19 protein-coding genes and 1 tRNA gene are annotated in these 20,978 nt (G+C 65.2%); 9 read left to right on the top strand and 11 right to left on the bottom strand.

Annotated elements, in window-relative coordinates; translation table 11 throughout:
* Position 1: 1 nt before the first annotated feature.
* Genes J2W40_RS11705 through J2W40_RS11695 form a run of 3 tightly spaced genes read right to left on the bottom strand, consistent with a single transcriptional unit; the run spans position 2 to position 4,411 of the window.
* Positions 2-1,117, bottom strand: coding sequence for an FAD-dependent oxidoreductase (locus J2W40_RS11705; protein WP_310224927.1), 1,116 nt, complete (start codon positions 1,115-1,117; stop codon positions 2-4).
* 10 nt (positions 1,118-1,127) lie between these two features.
* Complete coding sequence (locus J2W40_RS11700) at positions 1,128-2,099, bottom strand: MBL fold metallo-hydrolase (protein ID WP_310224925.1); 972 nt, start codon at positions 2,097-2,099, stop codon at positions 1,128-1,130.
* On the bottom strand, positions 2,099-4,411 hold the full coding sequence (locus J2W40_RS11695) for a TonB-dependent receptor (protein WP_310224923.1): 2,313 nt from the start codon (positions 4,409-4,411) through the stop codon (positions 2,099-2,101). The genes J2W40_RS11700 and J2W40_RS11695 overlap by 1 nt, the downstream gene beginning before the upstream one ends.
* A 118-nt stretch (positions 4,412-4,529) precedes the next feature.
* Here J2W40_RS11695 and J2W40_RS11690 point away from each other — a divergent pair, with 118 nt between their 5' ends.
* Positions 4,530-5,453 (top strand): LysR family transcriptional regulator, encoded by a 924-nt coding sequence (locus J2W40_RS11690; RefSeq protein ID WP_310224920.1) that lies wholly within the window; start codon positions 4,530-4,532, stop codon positions 5,451-5,453.
* A 21-nt stretch (positions 5,454-5,474) separates the two neighbouring features.
* Here the strand turns inward: J2W40_RS11690 and J2W40_RS11685 are convergent.
* From J2W40_RS11685 to moaA, 3 genes are all read right to left on the bottom strand, one after another.
* A tRNA-Asn gene (locus tag J2W40_RS11685) sits at positions 5,475-5,549 on the bottom strand.
* A gap of 90 nt (positions 5,550-5,639) precedes the next feature.
* Positions 5,640-6,416 (bottom strand): NAD kinase, encoded by a 777-nt coding sequence (locus tag J2W40_RS11680; protein WP_037475318.1) that lies wholly within the window; start codon positions 6,414-6,416, stop codon positions 5,640-5,642.
* Entirely contained in the window at positions 6,413-7,426 is a 1,014-nt protein-coding gene (gene moaA, locus J2W40_RS11675; RefSeq protein WP_310225188.1) for a GTP 3',8-cyclase MoaA, read from the bottom strand. The genes J2W40_RS11680 and moaA overlap by 4 nt, the downstream gene beginning before the upstream one ends.
* 119 nt (positions 7,427-7,545) lie before the next feature.
* Here moaA and J2W40_RS11670 point away from each other — a divergent pair, with 119 nt between their 5' ends.
* On the top strand, positions 7,546-9,555 hold the full coding sequence (locus J2W40_RS11670; RefSeq protein WP_310224917.1) for a putative bifunctional diguanylate cyclase/phosphodiesterase: 2,010 nt from the start codon (positions 7,546-7,548) through the stop codon (positions 9,553-9,555).
* 191 nt (positions 9,556-9,746) lie between these two features.
* On the opposite strand, the gene metK is transcribed toward J2W40_RS11670, so the two are convergent.
* Genes metK through J2W40_RS11655 form a run of 3 tightly spaced genes read right to left on the bottom strand, consistent with a single transcriptional unit; the run spans position 9,747 to position 13,237 of the window.
* Positions 9,747-10,943: a methionine adenosyltransferase gene (gene metK / locus J2W40_RS11665; RefSeq protein WP_310224914.1), complete on the bottom strand. Its 1,197-nt coding sequence runs from the start codon at positions 10,941-10,943 to the stop codon at positions 9,747-9,749.
* 57 nt (positions 10,944-11,000) lie between these two features.
* Positions 11,001-12,593 carry an apolipoprotein N-acyltransferase gene (lnt, locus tag J2W40_RS11660; RefSeq protein ID WP_310224912.1) on the bottom strand — a complete coding sequence of 531 codons (1,593 nt, stop codon included), beginning with the start codon at positions 12,591-12,593 and terminating at the stop codon, positions 11,001-11,003.
* A gap of 8 nt (positions 12,594-12,601) precedes the next feature.
* Complete coding sequence (locus J2W40_RS11655; RefSeq protein ID WP_310224910.1) at positions 12,602-13,237, bottom strand: YqaA family protein; 636 nt, start codon at positions 13,235-13,237, stop codon at positions 12,602-12,604.
* Positions 13,238-13,662: 425 nt separating this feature from the next.
* On the opposite strand from J2W40_RS11655, the gene J2W40_RS11650 reads away from it, so the two are divergent.
* On the top strand, positions 13,663-14,424 hold the full coding sequence (locus J2W40_RS11650) for a hypothetical protein (protein WP_310224908.1): 762 nt from the start codon (positions 13,663-13,665) through the stop codon (positions 14,422-14,424).
* Between the two features lie 272 nt (positions 14,425-14,696).
* On the opposite strand, the gene J2W40_RS11645 is transcribed toward J2W40_RS11650, so the two are convergent.
* On the bottom strand, positions 14,697-14,975 hold the full coding sequence (locus tag J2W40_RS11645) for a hypothetical protein (protein WP_310224906.1): 279 nt from the start codon (positions 14,973-14,975) through the stop codon (positions 14,697-14,699).
* A 361-nt stretch (positions 14,976-15,336) separates the two neighbouring features.
* On the opposite strand from J2W40_RS11645, the gene J2W40_RS11640 reads away from it, so the two are divergent.
* From J2W40_RS11640 to J2W40_RS11630, 3 genes are all read left to right on the top strand, one after another.
* Entirely contained in the window at positions 15,337-15,948 is a 612-nt protein-coding gene (locus tag J2W40_RS11640) for a DJ-1/PfpI family protein (RefSeq protein WP_310224904.1), read from the top strand.
* A gap of 66 nt (positions 15,949-16,014) precedes the next feature.
* Positions 16,015-16,662, top strand: coding sequence for a glutathione S-transferase family protein (locus tag J2W40_RS11635; RefSeq protein ID WP_310224902.1), 648 nt, complete (start codon positions 16,015-16,017; stop codon positions 16,660-16,662).
* 140 nt (positions 16,663-16,802) lie between these two features.
* Positions 16,803-17,333 carry a hypothetical protein gene (locus J2W40_RS11630; protein WP_310224900.1) on the top strand — a complete coding sequence of 177 codons (531 nt, stop codon included), beginning with the start codon at positions 16,803-16,805 and terminating at the stop codon, positions 17,331-17,333.
* 22 nt (positions 17,334-17,355) lie between these two features.
* Here J2W40_RS11630 and J2W40_RS11625 read toward each other — a convergent pair whose 3' ends face one another.
* Positions 17,356-17,601, bottom strand: coding sequence for an HP1242/YdcH family protein (locus J2W40_RS11625; RefSeq protein ID WP_310224898.1), 246 nt, complete (start codon positions 17,599-17,601; stop codon positions 17,356-17,358).
* 261 nt (positions 17,602-17,862) lie between these two features.
* On the opposite strand from J2W40_RS11625, the gene J2W40_RS11620 reads away from it, so the two are divergent.
* Genes J2W40_RS11620 through J2W40_RS11610 form a run of 3 tightly spaced genes read left to right on the top strand, consistent with a single transcriptional unit; the run spans position 17,863 to position 20,975 of the window.
* Positions 17,863-18,258, top strand: a complete 396-nt coding sequence (locus tag J2W40_RS11620) for an endonuclease domain-containing protein (RefSeq protein WP_310224896.1) — start codon at positions 17,863-17,865, stop codon at positions 18,256-18,258.
* A 53-nt stretch (positions 18,259-18,311) separates the two neighbouring features.
* Positions 18,312-19,619: a M28 family peptidase gene (locus tag J2W40_RS11615; RefSeq protein WP_310224894.1), complete on the top strand. Its 1,308-nt coding sequence runs from the start codon at positions 18,312-18,314 to the stop codon at positions 19,617-19,619.
* Between the two features lie 33 nt (positions 19,620-19,652).
* Positions 19,653-20,975: a DNA-packaging protein gene (locus tag J2W40_RS11610; RefSeq protein WP_310224892.1), complete on the top strand. Its 1,323-nt coding sequence runs from the start codon at positions 19,653-19,655 to the stop codon at positions 20,973-20,975.
* Positions 20,976-20,978 lie beyond the last annotated feature (3 nt).

The following is a 20,978-nucleotide window of genomic DNA, read 5'->3' as shown; positions in this document are numbered from 1 at the left end:
ATCAGATCGGTTGCGCGACGACGTCGAACATTTCCTGGGTCGCCTTGGCATTATCGACCGGTGGGCCTTTGCCGATCTGGCCCATGCAGATGGCGACGCTGGAGCGGACGATATAGGCGCAGCGTTCCAGGCGACGATCATGATAGGCTGTGAGCGCGGTTTCGATATCGTCATGGGTGGCGAGTTCCTCGGCCAGCACCAGGCTGTCCTCGATCGCCATGCCTGCGCCTTGGCCCAGATGCGGGGTGGTGGCGTGGACGGCGTCGCCCAGCAGCGCGATCCGGCCCTTGTGCCAGGGACCGTCGATCATCATCGCTTCGAGCGGGCGATAGACGACACCTGCATCATCGACGATTTGTTCGGCCAGTTCCTGAATGAAGGGCGCGCAGCCGGTCATCTTCGAGCGCATCAACGCGGCCTGGCCCTCGCGCGGGTAGCGCGGGTTGCCGGGTTCCGGGGTGGTGACATAGATATACATCAGATCATCGGAGATGGGCACCAGCCCGACGCCGGTGGGACCGTTATAGACGTGCAAGGCGTCAAAATCGGCCGGGCGGGGCAGGTTGTAGCGCCATACCGCCTGTCCGGTAAATTCCGGGCGCGGCGCGTCGGGGAAGAGCATCGCGCGGGTCTGCGAATAGACGCCGTCGGCGCCAATCACCAGATCATAGCGTTCCGACAAGCCGTTCGAGAAGCGGACGTCCACCCCTTCGCCATCGTCATTCAGTTCCATGGCGGTGACGCCGAGCAGCACATGCGCGCCGCTGGCGATGGTGCGGTCGCCCAGCATCTTGTGCAAGGCGGGGCGGCCAATGCCCATATTGGCGGGATAGCCGTCGACCAGTCGGGGGGTGGGCACGCGCGCGACGCGGACGCCGGTGGGGGTGTAGATTTCGACCGCGTCGAAGCCGACGCCTGCGGAGACATATTCGTCGATCAGGCCGAGCTGTGCCATCGCCCGGATGACATTCGACTGCTGGATGATGCCCACGCCATAGACCGACCAGTCGGGATCGCGCTCGATCACCGTGACGGCGAAGCCGCGGGCGCGCAGGGCGATGGCGGCGGTCAGGCCACCGATGCCGCCACCGATGACGAGAATGTTACAGGCTTGCATGAGGTGCCTTTCAGAAACGGTCGAGATCATTGGCGATGGCGATCGGCCCGCGAAAATGCGCGCGGATCTGGGTGACATAGCTGCGGGTGCGCGCCGGATCGGGCGTGCCTGCGGCGAAATGGGTGACCACCAGCGACTTGACGCCTGCGCCGGCGGCGAGCCGCCCGACCGCGTCGGGGGGCAGATGATGGGTGGACAGATGCTGTTCGAGCTGTTGCTTGGCGGGGGCTGGCATGTTCGGCGAATTGCGCGCGACATTGGCCATGGTGCCGTCCATGTCGATCATCTCGCTGACCAGCAGGTCCGCGCCCTTGGCCAGCTTTTCGACCGCCGTGCTGGGGCCGGTGTCGCCGGTATAGACGATCGACCGGCCGGGCAGATCGAAACGCAGCGCGAGCGATTTGTAATTGCGGTCCTCGACGCTGCCGGGGGCGAAGTCATAATGGGTATTCTGCGCGGCAGTGACGGTCATGCCGTCGACCTTGATGCTCTCGCCATCGGCCAGTTCGATCACGTCCACGGTTTGGGCCGGGGGCAGCCAGGGCTTGTCGGGAATGCCATAGCCGACACGGGCGGCAGGCTGCATCGAAGCGACCATGCCCGCGACCAGTTCGCGCGTGCCGGGGGGGCCATAGACAATCAGGCGATCGGCAAGGTTGGTCTGGTTGCGCAGGCCAAGCACCGCCGACAGGCCGCCGGTATGATCGACATGCAGGTGGCTGAGGAACACCGCCTTGACCGCGGGCAGGAGGATGCCCGCCCGCGCCAGTTGCTGCACCGTGCCGTCACCTGCATCGACCAGATAGACGCGCCCGCCATGGGTCAGCGCATTGGCGGGCTGCGACCGGTCCCGGCTGGGCACCGGGCCGCCCATCGTGCCGAGCGTGACGAAAGCATCTCCCCCGGCAGGCCCCGGCTGCGCGAAGGCGGGAGAGGTCGCCATCAGTGCCGCAAGGGCCAGCCGGGAGAGACGCGCGCGCATCAGAAGTCGAACCCGATGCGGACGCCATAGGTGCGCGGCGGGCGCAAGGTGCCGACCGGGAAGTCAAGGATCGGTCGGGTGCCGGCACGGGCCAACACTTCCTTGTCGGTGATGTTGTTGATGAAGCCGGTGATGTTCCAGCCACCCCGGCTGTCGAGCGTCAGGAAGGCGTCCGCCATGACGAAGCCGTCCTGCTTTTCTTCCGGCCGGAAGTTGCTGTTCATAAAGCGGCTGGTTTCGATATTGGCGCGGGCACCCGCGACCAGCGACAGGTCATCCGACAGGGGGAAGGTCCGTTCATAGCCAACATTGATCGCCCAATGGGGCGAATTGACCGTGGGCTTGCCCGAACAGTCAATGTCGTAGAAGCGCGCCGCGTTGACGCCGGGATTGGCGAGGCGGCTGCCCAGCGTGGTGCATCCCGTCGTCACCGGCGCGCCGGTGGGCGAGAAGTTGGCGGTGACCAACTCGTCATATTTGCCTTTAAGGAACTGGACATTGAGGTTGAACAGATCGTTGCGGCTGGGCGCGAAGCGGGCTTCGAATTCGGCGCCGTAGATTTTCGACTTGCCCGCATTGACGGTGGTCGAACCCTGCGCAAACAGGCCATTGCCGGTGGGCACGCCGCCAACGAAGGTGATCTGCTGGTCCTTATAATCCCAGTAGAAAGCTTCGAAGTTCAACTGGAGCTTGTTGTTGAAGAAGCGGTTCTTGGCCCCGACCGTGTAGGCGGTCAGCGTTTCGGGCGCGAAGGTGTTGTTTGGCGGCTGGGCGACGAAGAAGCCCCCCGATTTGAAGCCGGTCGCGACATTGGCATAGAGGAGCGAGGCCGGGCCTGCATCAAATTCGATACCTGCCTTCCAGGTGAATTTCTCGAACGTCAGATCCCCGGTGAAGGGCGCGCTGAGCGGCGGGCTGATCGGGCCGGGGAGGCCGCCCGCAGCGGTCGAGGTTAGCTGCTTCTTGTCTTCGCGCGTGTAGCGTCCACCCGCAACCAGACGCAGGGCGTCGGTCACGTCAAAGGTCAACTGCCCGAAGGCGGCGACGCTTTCCGTCTCCAGCCGGGGGGTGAAGCGGGTGGTCGAGATATTGCCTTGGCGGAAGAAGTTTTCGGTCGTCTGGTTTTCGCCGAAATAGAAGGCGCCCAGCACATAACGTAGACGCTGGTCTTCCTTCGACGACAGTCGCACTTCGAGCGACGCCTGTTCGGCAAGGTCCGTGAAATCGCCTGCAAAACCGGGCAGATAGGTACGGAACTTCACATCCGACTTACGATAAGCGGGAATGACGGTCAGCGTGCCAAAGCCCATGTCGCCAACGATCGTGGCGCTGAGGCCATAGAATTTATTGTCGAGGAAGCCATCGGTGCCCGCCTGGGACACGCAACCGCTGCGGATGAAGCCGCCAAAGCCACCGCAGAAGGGCGGGGCGAAGATGGTGGCGGCATAGCCCGCAATGGCGGCCTGGGCGCGCGGGTCGGAGATGCTGACGCGATCATTGAGGTCCGGCACGGCGAAGGCGGAACTGGGTAGCAGAACGGCACCGGCACCCTTGCCATGCTGGCGATAATAGTCGGCGACTAGCGTCATCGACCACATGTCGGACGGTTGGATCAGCAGGGAGGCGCGGACCGCTTCGCCCTTGTCGTCGTCATAGCCGTCCGAGATATAGCCGTCGCGATCGACCACCTGGCCAGCGACGCGCAGGGCGACGGTGTCGCCGATCGGCACGTTGAGCGCGAGAAAGCCCTTTTTGCTGTCATAATTGCCATATTCGAACAGGCCTTCGGCCCCGAATTTGCCGAGTTCGGGCTTTTTGGGCAGCACGTTGATGGCGCCGCCGGTGGCGTTGCGGCCATAAAGCGTGCCCTGCGGTCCCTTGACCACTTCGACCCGTTCCAGATCGTAGAAGACGCCGGCAGGCGCGGTCGGGCGGCCGACATAGACGCCGTTGAAATTGAACGCGATGGCGTTTTCGGAAAAGCTGTTCTGCGAATTGGTGCCGACGCCGCGCAGGAAGAAGCTGGTGGTGCCGCCGGTCGGCTGAACGACCAGCGAGGGGACCAGCTTGCCCAGATTGGCGGTTTCGGTGATGCCCGACTTGGCGAGATCGTCACCGGTCACGGCCGATACGGCGAGCGCGGCGCGCTGCAATGATTCCGTGCGGCGCTGGGCGGTAACGACGATGTCGGCCAGGCCTTCATTGCCCGGTTCGACCATGTCCTGCGCCGCCGCGCCAGCCTCCTGCGCCGATGCGCTCTGCGTGCCCAGTGTCAGCAATATGGCGGTTCCCGCCAGAAGCAGTTTTTTCATGCTATCCTCCCAATGCGGCGCTTCGTGTGGGGCAGCGCCTTCGCATTGACCTTTCGCAATTTCCGTAAGATTATCATAACGATTTGTTTCAATACAGTTCCACAAATAGGATTGATGGATGCGGCTCGACCAATTTGACCTGAATTTGCTGATCGCCTTCGACGTGCTGATTCAGGAGCGCGGCGTGACGCGGGCGGCTGAACGGCTGAACCTGACGCAATCAGCGATGAGCGCGGCGTTGAAGCGGCTGCGCGAGGCTTTTTCCGACGATATATTGGTGCAGCATGGTAAGCGGATGGTGCCGACGCCCGGCGCGCTGTCGCTGGCCCCCCATGTCGCGGCGGCGGTGCTGAATTTGCGCGGTATCTTGGCGAGTGGGATGCATTTCGATCCGGCGCAGTCGCGGCGGCGGTTTCGGATCGTTGCGTCGGACTATATCACGACCGTCCTGCTCGGCCCGGCGTTGCGATCATTGCAGGCGCAAGCGCCGGGGGTGCAGATCGAGATCACGCTGCCGCGATCGGATATATTGGAGCGGCTGGACGATGGCGACATCGACCTGATCATCTCGCCGGAAAAATATCTCAGCCCCGATCATCCGCGCGAGCTGGTGTTCGAGGAACGGCATGTGGTGGTGGGCTGCGCCAATAATCCGGTGCTGCACAAGCCACTGGATGCCGACACTTTCTATGATAGCGGGCATATCGTGGTTAGCGTGTCACGGGACGGGACGTTCATCGACGATGTGATGCGCGATCACGGGCGGCAACGGCGGATCGAGATCATCTGCGCCGCCTTTACCCAGGTGCCCTGGATGTTGCCGGGGACGACACGGCTGGCGTTGATGCATGAGCGGCTGGCGCGCGAACTGGCCCCGCAATTATCGCTGATATTGTGCGAGCCGCCCTTTGCGCTGCCGCTGATGCGAGAAATGATGCAGTTTCACAGCGCGCGTGCGGCTGATCGCGGGTTGACCTGGCTAAGGGAGAGGTTGATTGCGACGTCGGGGGGTGATGCTGGCCAGATCGTTGGTGCTGGCTGATCCTTCGCAAGAGAAGGATGTTGGCTCCCTGAGTAGGATTCGAACCTACGGCCATTCGATTAACAGTCGAATGCTCTACCGCTGAGCTATCAGGGAGCAGCCCGGCTCTCACCGGGCAGAGCGCGCCTATAGCAGCGGGTTTTGCGGAATGGCAAGCGTTAATCTGATGATTTTTTTGGCTTGCGATCAGGCGATGAACTGCTCGGCGGCGATGCGGTCGTCCAGCGTATGTTCGGGGTCGAACAGCAGGGTCAAAGGCGTCGCGCGGTCGATGCGGACCTCTACTTGCGCGACATCGCGCACTTCGCGCTGGTCGGCGACGGCGCTGACCGGGCGCTTGACCGGATCAAGCACGGTGAAGCGGATGACGGTGTTTTCGGGCAGGATCGCGCCGCGCCAGCGGCGGGGGCGGAAGGGGCTGATCGGGGTCAGCGCAACCAGGCCCGACCCCAGCGGCAGGATCGGGCCATGGGCGGAGAGATTATAGGCGGTAGAACCGGCCGGGGTGGCGACCAGCACGCCATCGCACACCAGTTCGGGCAGGACGGCGCGGCCATTGACCTGCACTTCGAGCTTGGCGGTCTGGCGGGTTTCGCGCAGCAGCGAGACTTCGTTGATGGCGGGGATGGAAAATTGTTCGCCATCGACGGTGTCGACGACCATGCGCAGCGGGTGGACCTTGAAGCTCTTGGCCTTTTCCAGCCGCTGGTCGAGCCGTTCGAGCCGCCATTCGTTCATCAGGAAGCCGACGGTGCCTAAGTTCATGCCGAAGACGGGGACGATCCGCCGCGCTTCCAGCATGGCGTGGAGGGTTTGCAGCATATAGCCGTCGCCGCCGAGCGCGATGACCATGTCGGCCTGTTCGATCGGCACGAAGTCATAGGCGGCGCGAAGCCGCTCTTCGGCGGCTCTGGCGGCGTGGGTGGGGGACGCGACGAGCGCGCGCCGCGGCTCGTCGATCATCCGCCGGTAACGCTCATGTGGCGACGGGTGGCGGGGGCGGTTTCGCCCGCGCCGATGCGGAAGTCATGGCGGGCGGGCTTCAGGCGGAGCGCGCGGTCGATCAGCGGTTCGACCGCGTCCAGGCCGCCGTCACGCAGGGCGGCCTTGAAATCCACATGATCCTCATGCCCCAGGCACATGAAGATCTTGCCCTCGCAGGTCATGCGGATGCGGTTGCAATCAGCGCAGAAATTCTGGGTGAGCGGGGTGATGAGGCCGAGCCGGGCGCGCAGGCCATCGACGCGATGATAGCGGGCCGGGCCGCCGGTACGGTCGGACACGGGCGTCAGCGGGTGCGCGGCGTCGATCGCGGCGGCGACCTGCGTCAGCGGTAGATAGTGGTCGGTGCGATCCTCGCCGGTGTCGCCCAAGGGCATGGTTTCGATGAGGGTGAGGTCCAGCCCTTCGGCATCGCACCAGCGTAGCATGGGGAGGATTTCATCCTCATTGACGCCCTTGAGCGCGACCATGTTGATCTTGATCGCAAGGCCTGCGTCGCGGGCCGTCCTGATGCCGTGCAGGACGGTGGCGATGTCGCCGCCGCGCGTCACATGGGCGAAGCGGGCGGGGTCGCGGCTGTCGAGGCTGACATTGATGCGGCGGACGCCGGCATCGACCAGCGTCGCGGCATGATCGACGAGGCGGGTGCCGTTGGTGGTGAGGGTGAGTTCGTCCAGCCCATTGCCCAGATGTCGCCCGATCCGCCGCACCAGATCGCCAATGTCGCGGCGGACCAGCGGCTCGCCCCCGGTCAGGCGGATGCGGGTTATGCCACGCGCGATGAACAGGTCAGCCAGCAGGGCGATTTCTTCGAGGGTGAGCACCTGGTTCTTGGGCAGGAACTGCATCCGTTCCGCCATGCAATAGCGGCAGCGCAGATCGCAGCGATCCGTTACCGAAATGCGCAGATAGCTGATCCGGCGACCAAGGCCGTCGGTCAGCGGCGTGCGCGGGGGAGGAGCCGGAAGCATGGGGGATAGGTAGGCGATGGGCAGGAGCGGCGCAAGCGCCCCGGTTGCAGCGCGGGCAAGAGGTCGGTAACGCATTGCTGTTAAGGCGTTTCGATGCGCGGTGCCGGGGGACGAATATAGTGAGCGGAGAAAGTGCCGCAGAGGGCCAGCGCAGCCTGTTCATCCTGTCACCGGGCGACCGCGACGGGCTGTGCCATGCGGCGCGGCTGGCGGGATGGCGCGCGATCGGTGCGCGGCGGCCGGGCGATGCGCCGCAGCGCTTTCTACGCAGCGAGGCGCAGGTGGCGCTGGTCGATATGCGCCAAGGCGGCGACGCCGCTCGGTTGATGGCGCCCTTGGTCCCGGCGATGGAGGCGGGTGGCGGCGCGCTGATCGTGCTGATCGACGGGAGTGACGAGGCGCGGGTGCCCGCGCTGATGGAAGCGGGGGCGACGCATTTCCTGCTGGCCCCCTTTGGCGATGCGGGATTGCGCGCGGTGCTGGCGTCGGCGCATCGGCTGGTCGAACGGCTGGGCGGTGGGGCCAAGCATAGCCAGCGGGCGCAGCGTATTCGCCGGGGTGATGCGCTTTACTGGCAATTGGAGCGCGACGGGCGACTGCGGCTGAGCGCCGGGCTGATGGCGCATCTGGGTTTTGCGCAAGCGCTGGTCACACCGGCGGCGTTGATACGACGCTTGCCGCGCGGGGAGCGGCGCGCGGTGCTGGCGGCGGTGCGGGCGATGCTGCGCAGCGGGACGCCCGACGCGCTGGCGCATGGCCTACCCGATCGGCCGGGGGATCGGCTGGTCCATCATCTGCGGGTCGAGGAAGGGATGGTCGCGGCCGATGTCGAATGGCTGTCGGAGGGCCATGAGCGGGAAAGTGCGTCGCGCGATTATCTGACCGGGGTGCGATCACGGCAGGCGGCGCTGGCGTGGCTGGAGCAGCGGCAGGGTTTGCCGACCACGGTGCTGCTGCTGTCGATCAGCCAGTTCGAGCGGATGAACGCCGCCTATGGCCAGGTGGTGGGCGACGCGCTGCTGGGGCGGATCGCGCGGCGGATCGAGCGGCTGGTCGATGATGTCGCGCCGGGCGCGATGGTGGCGCGGATTGCGGGCACGGAATTTCTGGTCGGGCTGACCGGCGAGGCGGCGGGCGGCGACCGGGCGACCTTCCTGGCGCGGCAGTTGATCGGGGCGATCGGGCGGCCGTTCAGCGCGGGCGATCATCTCATCCGCCTGATTGCGCGGTGCGGCATCGCACAGGCGCGGAGCGACGATGACGCGACGCTGATGCTGCGCCGGGCGGGCACGGCGCTGGCTGATGCGCGGCAGGCGGGCGGCGAGGGCATCCGCATCCTGTCGGCCGACAAACAGAGCCGCCAGGTCGATGCCGACCGGCTGGAGACGGACCTTCGGCTGGCGCTGGACCGGGGCGAGATCGGCATCGTGTTCCAGCCGCAATATCCGGTCCATTCGGCGCAGATCAGCGGAGTCGAGGCGCTGGCGCGGTGGAACCACCCCCATTATGGGCCGCTGGGCGCGGGCATATTGTTCGCTACCGCCGAGCGATCCGACTATATGCTGCCCTTGTCGGCGCATATTCAGGCCGAAGCGTTGCGGCAGGCGGCGGGCTGGCCACGGGCGCTGTCGGCGCTGCGGCTGTCGATCAATGTGACGGCGGCGGATATCGCCCAACCCAGTTTCATGAGCGAATTGTTGCGGATGGTCGATGGCAGCGGCTTCCCGCGATCGCGTCTGACGGTGGAAATTACCGAGAGCGGGCTGATCGAGGATATCGGCGCGGCGTCGGCGCTGCTGCGGGCGCTGCGGGCCGAGGGGCTGGCGGTGGCGATCGACGATTTCGGGACGGGCTATTCGAGCCTGGCCTATTTGAAGAGCCTGCCGCTCGATTATTTGAAGATCGACAGCGGGCTGGCGCAGGATATTGCGGGCACGGCACGCGACCGGATCATCGTGCGCGGGGTCATCCATATGGCCAAGTCGCTGGGGCTGAAGGTCATCGCCGAAGGGGTGGAGACCGAGCAGCAGCTCGACCTGCTGGCGCGCGAGGGATGCGACTTTTATCAGGGGTTTTTGCGGTCGGCGGGGATTTCGTCGGCCGATCTGGTGAGTTTGTTTTTGAGTTGACTCGTGCGGGCCGTGATCGGCGGCTACAGGTTGTGTTCCCCGACGAAGGTCGGGGTCCAGTTCAGAGCGTGGGACTGGACCCCGACCTTCGTCGGGGAACAGCGTTCATAGGAATCCGCGTAGCCTTTTGAGCTGAAATGCAAAAGGGCGCGGGGTTTGGCCCCGCGCCCTTTTTTCCTGTGGCCGGTTGCTTAGAGCGCGGCTTTCAGGGCGTCGACCAGGTCGGTCTTTTCCCAGGGGAAGAAGTCGCCTTCGGGCGTGCGGCCGAAATGGCCGTAGGCGGCGGTCTTCTGGTAGATCGGCTTGTTGAGGCCGAGATGCGTGCGGATGCCCTTGGGGGTCAGGCGCACGAGGGTCGGCAGGACGGCTTCAATTGCGGCGGCTTCGACGGTGCCGGTGCCGTGCAGGTCGACATAGAGCGAGAGCGGTTCGGCGACGCCGATGGCGTAGCTCAATTGAATCGTGCAGCGGCGGGCGAGGCCGGCGGCGACGATGTTCTTCGCCAGATAGCGGGTGATATAGGCCGCCGAGCGATCGACCTTGGTGGGGTCTTTGCCCGAAAACGCGCCGCCGCCATGGGGCGATGCGCCGCCATAGGTGTCGACGATGATCTTGCGGCCGGTCAGGCCAGCGTCGCCGTCGGGACCGCCGATTTCGAACAGGCCGGTCGGGTTGACATAGATGCTGGCGTCGTCGGGCATCCAGCCTTCGGGCAGGATTTCGGTCATCACGCCCTTGACATAGGCGCGCAGCTTGGCGCGGCTGTCGTCATTGTCCATGCCCTGGGCATGTTGGGTCGAGACGACCAGCGCAGTGGCGCGGACCGGCTTTTCGTCGATATATTCGAGCGTCACCTGGCTCTTGGCGTCGGGCTCCAAGAAGTCGACCACCTTGTTGTGGCGATCATGGGCCAGGCGTTCGAGGATCTTGTGGCTGTAATAGAGGGTGGCGGGCATGAGGTCGGGGGTTTCGTCCGACGCATAGCCGAACATGATGCCCTGATCGCCAGCGCCTTCGTCCTTGTTGCCGCTTTCATCGACGCCCTGGGCGATGTGGGCGGACTGGCCGTGGAGGTTGTTTTCGAAGCGGAAGGTTTCCCAGTGGAAGCCGTCCTGCTCGTACCCGATGCGCTTGACCGTCGCGCGGACGGCGGCTTCGATCTCTTCCTTGGCCCCCGGCGCCCATGCGCCATCTTCATAGACGCCCTTGCAGCGGATTTCGCCGGCGAGGACGACGAGCTGGGTCGTGGTCAGCGTTTCGCAGGCGATGCGGGCTTCGGGGTCTTTCGACAGGAAGAGATCGACGATGGCGTCGGAAATCTGGTCGGCGACCTTGTCGGGATGGCCTTCGGACACGGATTCCGAGGTGAAGAGGAATTGGTTGCGCATGGGACTCCCGTATAATGCTGGGCCGAAAAACGATATAAAGAATAGTTTATGTGCCTATTAGCTTTTGCTGGGGCGAATGGCAATGGCGAGGGCAAAGAGCGCCAGCATGAGGACAAAGGGCGCCCAGTTGCCGACCCGTGCGAAGAGCGTGGGCGGGAGCGGCAGGGGCAGGCCGGAGTCGAGGAAACCGGCGCGGTTGAGGCCCAACGCATGGGCGACGCGACCGCGGGCGTCGATGATCGCCGAGACGCCGGTGGGGGTCGAGCGGATGATCGGCAGGCCTTCTTCCAGCGCGCGCAGGCGGGCTTGGGCGAGATGCTGGACCGGACCCCAGGGACCGAACCAGGCGTCGTTGGAGGGATTGAAGAGGAAGGCGGGGCGGTTGGCGCGATCGACCACTTGCCCTGAGAAAACGATTTCGTAGCAGATTTGTACGCCCATATTGAGGGCGGGGCGGCCGGTGGTGGCGGGCAGGGTCAGGCTTTGCGGGCCGGGGCCGGGCCAGAAGTCGGCATCGCCGGGGACGAGGCGGGAGAGGCCGATCGGTTCGAGGACGGAGCGTAGCGGCAGATATTCGCCGAAGGGGACGAGATGCGCCTTGCTGTAGCGGGCGGCGATCGTGGCTTGGGGCGTGACGATCCAGACGCTGTTATTGGCACCCGCCAGCTTGTTGACGAGGATGCCGTCCTGCTCGACCGGCTTGAAATAGACTTTGTCAGCGCCGGTCAGCAGCAGGTCACCGGGGCCGAGCAGACTGGCGAGGCGGGCGCGCCAGTCGGGTTCCATATCGAGATAGGCGGGGATGGCGGCTTCGGGCCAGAAGATGAGGCGCGGGGCGGGGCGCGGCTGGCCGGTGAGGGCGGTCAGCTTGCGGAAATTGGCGAATTCGCGCTCGACCGAATATTTTTCGTCCTGGCCGATATTGGGCTGGACGACGCGGATGCGCGGCGCGCCGGGCGGGGTGGCGGGCGCGGGCGAGAGCCAGCCCCACAGGGCGGCGAGGAGGAGTGGGGCGAGGAGGGCGGCGGGGGCCGCGACCTGTCGGCGGGCGATCAGGAGGAGTGCGGCGCTGGCGAGGATGACGAGGGCGCCGAGGCCGTAGGTGCCGACGAGGGTGGCGGCGATGGCCGCGCCGCTGGGCAGCAGGATGATGCCGATCGGGTTCCAGGCGAAGCCGGTGAAGAGAGTGGCGCGCAGATATTCGGTGGCGATCCAGAGCGCGGCGAGGAGGAGGGGGAAGGTGAGGTCGCTGGCCGCGCTGGGCGCGGCACCCACCCCCGACCCCTCCCTTTGAAGGGAGGGGAGTTTTCTTTGCAGCCACCACGCCCCTAACGTTGCGAGCGCGGGGAAGAGGGCGAGGTAGAGGGAGAGGAGGAGGACGCCGCCATAGCCGAGCCAGTGGGGCATGGCGTCCTGAAAGGTGAAGGCGTGGGCGATCCAGTGGAGGGCCAAGGTGAACTGGCCGACGCCGAATAGCCAGCCATAGGTGAAGGCGGCGCGACGGTCTGGGGCACTTTGGGTCAGGTGAATCAGCAGCGCGAGGGCGAGCAGCGTGACTGGCCAGAGCGACAGCGGCGCAAAGCCGATCGCCGAGGCGAGGCCTGCCAGCAGCGCGGCGAGGCGGGGGTGGCGGTCGAGCAGGGCGCGCATGGGGGCGGTCAGCCGATGGTCGCCATGGTGGCCTGGCTGCAGATGTCGCTCTTGTCGCCGCCGCCGCTCAGCATGGATGCAGCGATGAAGCCGCCGACGATCAGCACCAGGAACAGGGCGGAAAGCCAGGCGAGATATTTTTCGATGAAGGCTTTGATGGGCCGTCCGAATTTCCAGAACAGGAAGCCGACCAACATGAACTGGAAGGCGCGGCTGACGACGCTGGCCCACAGGAAGGTGAAGAGCGGCAGGCCGATGAAACCAGCGGTGATGGTGATCAGCTTGAACGGGATCGGGGTCGCGCCTTTGATCAGGATGATCTCCGCGCCATATTCGCGCAGATAGCAGGCGGCGACGGGGAATTTGTCGGCGAGGCCGAGCGCGTTCAGCAATTGCTGTCCGACCGTCTCGTAGAGGAAGAAGCCGATCGCATAGCCCAGCATCCCGCCCAGCACCGAGGCGATGGTGCAGATGAGGCCGAAGCGGATCGCCCGTTCGGGGCGGGCCAGGCACATGAGGCCGAGCAGCGGATGCGGCGGAATGGGGAAGAAGCTCGATTCCAGGAAGGAAATGACGAACAGCCAGCGTTCGGCATGGGCATGGGCGGCCTTGGCCAGCGTCCATTGATAGAGCCTGTTGAGCATGGGCGGCGACCTAGCCGAGATCGGAGCGGGTCGCCAGCGATTTTGGCGGGGTGAAACGGTCAGCGAGGCGGACAGTGGTGGCGGGGTTTTGGGGTGGGGGGAGGTTGTACGCTTTGGAGGGGAGTGGCAAACACCGCGTCCGTTCGGGCTGAGCTTGTCGAAGCCCTCGCCTGAACGCAGTGAAGGCACTTCGCCTTCGGCTCAGTGGAGCCCCCTTCGACTGCCTGCCAAGGCAGGCGCTCAGGACAGGCTTCGACAGGCTCAGGGCGAACGGGAAGAGGGGGTGTGCCGTTGTGCGCCGGCCAGCCAAGCGCCGACCCTATGTACGATAAGGCACCGCCCGTCGCGAATTGGTGCGACGGCGTTGACGGGGCGGCACCGTCTGGGCAAGACCCCTTTTCCCCTGTCCTGTTCGGTTCGCACGTTTGACATTTTCTTCCATTCCCTGGGCCAAGCTGCGGCAGCGTGCGGGCGGCATGGCGTTCGCATTGGTGCTGAACGGCATCTTGCTGCTGGCGCTGTTCACCCTGTCGCCCTCGTTCGAGCCGAAGAAGGTCGAGGACCGGCTGCCGGTGACGTTCGATGTCGAGACGGGGACCAAGACTGAGGAGGAACAAAAGCGCGCGCCAAAGGCGGAGAAGCGCGAGCAGGACGAGGCCAGCCCGCCCAAACAGGCCGAGGCGGTGGTGCGCCCGCCCCGGCCGACGGAGCAGCCGATCGAGGAACCGCCGCCGCCCTTCCCCTTCCTGACGATGAGCCGCGACCAGATGGCGGCGGCGGATATCGGCAATATGCCCAAGGCGGCGCAGGGCGCGGCGGCGGGACAGGGCGACAGTTCGGCGGTGGCCGGGCCGGGCGAGGGGCCGGGTGGGGTGCAATTGTTCAACGCCGAATGGTATCGAGAGCCCACCATTTCCGAAATTGCACCTTATCTACCCAACAATATACCCTCAGAGGGCTGGGCTCTGATCGCGTGTAAAACGATTGATCATTACCATGTGGAAAATTGCCAGGTTTTGGGCGAATCACCAAGGGGATCGGGCTTTGGGCGGGCATTGCGGTTGGCGGCTTGGCAATTTTTGATCCGTCCGCCACGCATCAACGGCAAGCCGATGGTCGGCGAGATGGTCGTGATTTGCTATGACTATGGGCGCAAAGGCGTTGAAACGCGCGCTCAATGTCGATGAAAATATGAGTGGGGCGGATGGGCGTTCCCCGGCGGAGGCCGGGGTCCAGTCCCACGGCCTGAACTGGACCCCGGCCTGCGCCGGGGAACGGCATTTGGCGTGGGTGACGCCTCGTTTTTTGTAAAACCGTTCGTGCTGAGTAGGGGCTGAGCGAAGTCGAAGTTGAACAGGTCGGACCATCCCCCGGATGGTCCTGAACATGCCGGGGGCATGTTCACCTGTTCAAGTATCGAAGCATTTTGCGCGGCGATTATGTACTTTGCAAACTCGGCCTAATTTGCCTGCGTACACCGATACTCTCGCGCGTAATTAACGCTTTTCAGCCCCGCTATGGCGTTCATGCATTCTCCATAATCGTCAGTATAGCCGAAGATCAGCCCCGTTCGTTCCCACTCTCCGGATATATTCTTCATCTCAATCCAATAGTCTGCGCCGTTACCGATCCTTGCTCCACTGACTTGCTGCAAAAGGGCATCGTGACCAGTGACGCGATCATCGTTACACGCTGCAAGAATGAGCGGCAGTGCGAGTGTAATGGCCGCAAACTTCAAGATTTTTCTCCAACTTATGCTTCATATCAGCTTCTATGTACTGCGTATATATGACCGGGTATAGGTTGATGAGGTCGACATTTATGATGTTGGCAAGCGTATGATAATCTTTCCTTTATGTTTGGTTGGATCAAAACCGGCAAAGGAAAAGGCTTCGACAGGCTCAGCCCGAACGGGGTTGTGGTGATGCTCCAGCGTTGAGCCCCCTCTTCCAACTTCGCCTAATCCCGGACTTCGCCGGGATAAGGCTTCGTATCCTTCTCCCCGTGGGGGAGAAGGTTTTGCGGGCCAATGTCTGGGGATCGGATCGGGCGGGGTGGTTGGCGATGGGGTAGGGGCATCGGATCGACAGGAGGATCTGATGCGGGTTGCGGTTTTGACGTTTGACGGGTTCAATGAGCTGGACAGTTTCGTGGCGCTGGCGTTGTTGAACCGGGTGAAGGGGTGGCGGGCGGAGATGTGTGCGCCGGATGCCACGGTCACGTCGTTGAACGGGGTTGAGGTACGGACGCAGCAGCCGCTGGAATGGGCGGCGCAGGCGGATGTGGTGCTGGTGGGCAGCGGGGCGCGGCGGTTGGAGGTGGCCAATGATGCTGCGTTGATGGCGCGCATAAGGCTGGACCCCGCGCGGCAGTTGATCGGGTCGCAATGTTCGGGCGCTTTGATTTTAGGCGCACTGGGGCTGGTCGGTGACATGCCGGTCTGCACCGACCGGACGAGCCAGCCGATGGCGATCGCGGCGGGGCTGCGCGTGCTGGAGGCGCCGTTCGTGGCGCGGGGCAATGTGGCGAGCGCGGGCGGGTGTATGGCGGCGCATTATCTGGCGGCCTGGGCGATCGCGCGCGGCGCGGGGGTCGAGGCGGCGCGCAGCGTGATCGACTATGTCGCGCCGGTGGGCGAGAAGGCGGAGACGGTGGCGCGGGTGATGGCGGTGATCGCGCCGTTCGTGGCGGACGTTGGCCAAGCGGCATGATGGTTGCGATTTGCTACTGATCTGTCATGGTTCGGCGCAGTGAGTCGAACCAAAGGAGCCGTTTACATGATTATCCACGGGTCGCGGCCGTCGCCCTTCGTGCGCAAGGTGATCGCCTTTGCCGCCGAGAAGGGCATTGCGGTCGAGGTGCAGGCGGCCGGGTTCGGGCGCGGTGGCGAGGGGTATCTGAAGGGGTCGCCGTTCGGCAAGATACCGGCGCTGGAGGATGGCGACTTTCTGCTGTGCGATTCGACCGCGATCATAACCTATATGGATGCGTTGCGCCCCGGCACGGAAATGATTCCGGCCGAACCCAAGGCGCGGGCGCGGACGATATGGTATGAGGAATTTGGCGATACGGTGGTGCAGCCGGTGGGTGGCAAGATGTTCTTCAACCGGGCGGTGGCGAAGTTGGTGAAGCGCGAGCCGGACCTGGCAGCGGCGGACAAGGCGGAGGCCGAGGAGTTGCCGGGCCTCTATGATTATCTGGAGGGGGTGTTGCCGGAAAGTGGTTGGCTGGTGGAGGATCGTTTCACGCTGGCGGACCTGGCGGCGGGCTGTCCGTTGATCAATATCGGCTATGTGTCCGACGCGCTGGATGCGGCGCGCTGGCCCAAGGTGGCGGCGTGGCTGGACCGGGTGAAGGCGCGGCCGAGTGTGGCGGCGGCGATGGCACTGGAAGCGCCGACGATCCAGGCGATGCTAGAGAAATAACCTATCTGGAACATTATGCTTGACATCGTCACGCTGTTCTGGCACATATCGACATAGTGGAAAAATGTGAGTCGCGGATGACGCGGCGAACCAAGGGCTGATCCGGGCGGGTCGGCCCTTTTTGCGTTGCGGGGGCTGGGATGGCGGACGGTGCGGGGGTGGAACTGCGGCCGGGGCGGCAGGCGGTGGCGGACGGCACGCGCGCGCAACAGCGCAGGCCGCGCAAGGATAGTTGGACCAGGGCGCAGGAGGTGGAGTTTCTGGAGGTGCTGTCCACCACCTGCAACGTCAGCGAGGCGGCGCGGGTGGCGGGTGTGCGGCGCGCGGGCGCCTATGAACGGCGACAGCGCGATGCGCGCTTTGCCGCCGACTGGGACCGGGCGATCGACATCGGCTATGCCGAGATCGAGGCGATGCTGATGCGCGAAGTGCTGTTCGGCAGCGAAAGCGAGGAGATCGTGCTGGACGGCGAGGGGGCGGTGAAGAGCCGCAAGGTCAAGCGCGGGCGCGACCTGAAACTGGCGCTGCAATTGCTGATCCGGCATCGCGACAAGGTAGCGGCCTATCGCGCGGCGGCGGGGGCTGGGCGGCCCGACAGCCCCGACGCGGTGGCGCGCCTGCGCCGCGCGATGGACGAGATTGCGCGCAAGCGGGCGGCGACGGGGACGTGAGGGGCGTGCCTGCCGGGTTGTGTCAGGCGGGTTCGGCGGCGATCAGCGCGCCGATCTGGTCGAGCAGGGCGAGGCGCTGTTTCTTCAATTCCTCCAGCCGTTCGTCCGAGGCGGGGGCGGTGCCATCCTCGATCGGCGTGATTTCGCCGAGCAAGGCGTGATAGCGATCCGCCAGCGTGCGGAAATGCGCGTCGTTGAGCTTGAGGTCGTGCAGCCGGTCGGTGGCTTGCGGGAAGAGGCTGTGCAGATCCTGGCCATGTTCGCTCATGCGTCGTCTCCTGATGGGGATGGTTGACGCGATTATGGGCCGGGGCGGCGGGGCGGTCGTTAGGTAGTTGTCCGGGGGTGCTTTCAGAAGAAAGAAGAAAGGAAGACCCTCACCCAACCCTCTCCCGCGAAAAGCGGGAGAGGGCTTCAAGGGGAAGGGGGTTAGCGGGGCTTTATTTCGAGGGTCTGACCACGTTTTAGCCCTCTCCCGCCTGCGGGAGAGGGTTGGGTGAGGGTCTTTCTTACTGTATGGCGGTGAACGATGCATCCGGTTCGTCGCCAGATAAGCCCGCATGCGAGCCGCCTTCGCCGCGACATGACCGATGTCGAGCGCGCGATCTGGGCCGCCTTGCGCAACCGTCAACTTGAAGGCTTTAAATTTCGCCGACAGGCGACCGTTGGGCCGTTTGTCGTGGATTTTCTGTGCGTTGAAGCGGCGCTGGTCATCGAACTCGATGGTGGTCAGCATAGCGAAGAGGCTGATCGGGGGCGGACCGAATTTCTCGAAGGGCGCGGGTTGAGCGTCATGCGGTTTTGGAACAGCGACGTGGTGGACAATTTGGATGGCGTGAGTGAGGCCATTCGTATGGCGCTTTTGCAGAAGAGGGAGAAGAAGACCCTCACCCAACCCTCTCCCGCAAGCGGGAGAGGGCTTTAGGGGAAAGGGTAGGATGGCTTTACAGGCGTGTAGCAGGCGATAGGGTGGCTTTCATGAAAATCCTGTCTTTGCTCGTTGCTGCTTCGGCGCTTTCCACTCCTGTACTCGCCCAGACCCAGGCGCCTGATCCGGCGCGGCTCAAGGCTACCGTTGAGAAACTGGTGAGTTTCGGGACGCGGCATACTTTGTCGTCGGCAACGGACCCCAAGCGGGGGATTGGGGCGGCGCGGGGTTGGGCGGCGGCGGAGTTTGCGCGCATATCCAAAACCTGTGGTGGGTGTTTGAAGGTCGAGAGTGTGTCGGAGCGCTTTACCGGGCCGCGGGTGCCCGATGGCGCGGATGTGGTGGATGTGCTGGCGATCCAGACCGGGACGGGTGATCCGAACCAGGTGGTGATTATCGCCGCGCATATCGACAGCCGGGTCAGCGATGTGATGGATTTCACCAGCGATGCGCCGGGCGCGAATGATAATGGGTCGGGCAGCGCGCTGGTGATGGAAGCGGCGCGGGTGCTGGCGGGCGAAAAGTTTGACGGGACGATCGTTTACGCCTTGTTGTCGGGCGAGGAGCAGGGCTTGCTGGGCGGCAAGCTGCTGGCCCACATCGCCAAGGCGCGCGGCTGGCAGGTGCGGGCGATGCTGAACAACGATATTGTCGGCAACACGACCGGGCAGAATGGCCGGATCGTCGCTGACCGGGTGCGGGTGTTTTCCGAAGGGATACGGTCGGCCGAGGACGCCAAGGCGGGGATGACGCGGCGCGGGATCGGCGGCGAGGATGACGGGCCGTCGCGGGCGCTGGCCAAGGCGATCGACGACATTGCCGAGGCCAATCCGCAGATCGGGCTGGACGTGTTCGCGGTGCGGCGGCCCGATCGTTTCGGGCGGGGTGGCGATCATACGCCATTGCTGGAGGCGGGCTATCCGGCGGTGCGCTTTTCGGTGGGGATCGAGAATTATGACCGGCAGCATCAGGATCTGCGCGTCGAGCAGGGCCGGGACTATGGCGATACCGTCAAGGGGATGGACTTTCCCTATCTGGCGAAGGTGACGGCGCTCAATGTCGCGGCGTTGCGGACGCTGGCGAGCGCGCCGGCTGCGCCTGCGGTCGTGTCGCTCGATGGCGCGCTGTCGATGGATACGCGGGTGTTTTGGGACGCGGTGCCGGGGGCGGCGGCTTACAAGGTGTTTTGGCGGCGGGCCGATGCGCAGGATTGGGCGGACAGCCGGGTCGTGACCGGCGCGACCGAGACGGTGCTGCGCGATGTGGTGGTCGACGATCATTTCATCGGCGTGGCGGCGATCGGCAAGGATGGCGCGGCGAGCATCGTGACGTTCGGGGGCATGGCGCCGCGCAAATAGGGGCGGTGTCGCCGTCCCGACGAGGGGAGGGCGATGCAGAGTTCGCATATCGAATGGCTGGCCGAGCGGCCGGGCGAGCGCGACCGGCTGTTGCGGTCGCTGGGGCCGGTGGCGAGCGAGGCGCTGGCGCATGACTGGGGCGCGGTGGCGCGGCCGGGGCAGGTGGCGCCGCCGGGCGACTGGCGCATCTGGCTGATGATGGCCGGGCGCGGCTTTGGCAAGACGCGGGCCGGGGCGGAATGGGTGCGCGGGATTGCCGAGGCTGATCCCGGCGCGCGGATCGCGCTGGTCGGCGCGACGCTGGGCGAGGCGCGGCGGGTGATGGTGGAAGGGGCGTCGGGGCTGCTGGCGATTGCGCCCTGGTGGTGTCGCCCGGTCTTTGCGCCGGCGCTGCGCAAGCTGATGTGGCCCAATGGCGCGGTGGCGACCCTGTTCGGGGCGGCGGAGCCGGAGAGTTTGCGTGGGCCGCAATTCAGCCATGGCTGGGCCGACGAGATCGCCAAATGGCCTTTTGCGGAAAGCGCCTGGGATAATTTCATGATGACGATGCGGCTGGGCAGTGCGCCGCGGGTGATGGCGACGACGACGCCGCGGCCGGTGGCGCTGGTGCGGCGGTTGGTGGCGGATGGCGATGTCGTCGTGACGCGCGGGCGGACGGTGGAGAATAAAGCGAACCTGGCCGATGGCTTCATCGCGGCGATGACGCGCAGCTATGGCGGCACGCGGCTGGGGCGGCAGGAACTGGACGGCGAATTGATCGAGGAGGTGGCGGGGGCTTTGTGGAGTCGCGACCTGATCGAGCGGTGCCGGGTGGCGCATGTGCCGGGCGGCGCGGGCGACGCGGCGCTGCTGACGCGGGTGGTGGTGGCGGTCGATCCGCCCGCGTCCGCGCATGGCGATGCGTGCGGGATCGTGGTGGTGGGGCTGGGCCGCGACGGGCGCGGCTATGTGATCGCGGATGCGAGTGTCGAGGGCTGTTCGCCCGAAGTCTGGGCGCGGGCGGTCGCGGCGGCGGCGCTGGTGCATGGCGCGGACAAGGTGGTGGCCGAGGCGAATAATGGCGGCGCGATGGTGGACAGCGTGCTGCGCGCGGCGGCGCAGACGCTGCCGGTGCGGCTGGTCCATGCGAGCCGGGGCAAGGTGGCGCGGGCCGAGCCGGTGGCGGCTTTGTATGAAGCCGGGCGGGTCGCGCATCGCGGGGCTTTCCCGGAGCTGGAGGACCAGATGTGCGGGTTGGTGCTGGGCGGCGGCTATGAGGGGCCGGGGCGATCGCCGGATCGGGCCGATGCGCTGGTGTGGGCGCTGAGCGAGTTGATGTTGGGGCGGCAGGGCGTGGCGCAGGTGCGGGGGTTGTGAGGC

Source organism: Sphingobium xenophagum (assembly GCF_031457465.1).
GTDB lineage: Bacteria > Pseudomonadota > Alphaproteobacteria > Sphingomonadales > Sphingomonadaceae > Sphingobium > Sphingobium xenophagum_A.
Note: the sequence above shows the minus strand (reverse complement) of the source record. Positions and strands in the feature narration are given on the sequence as shown.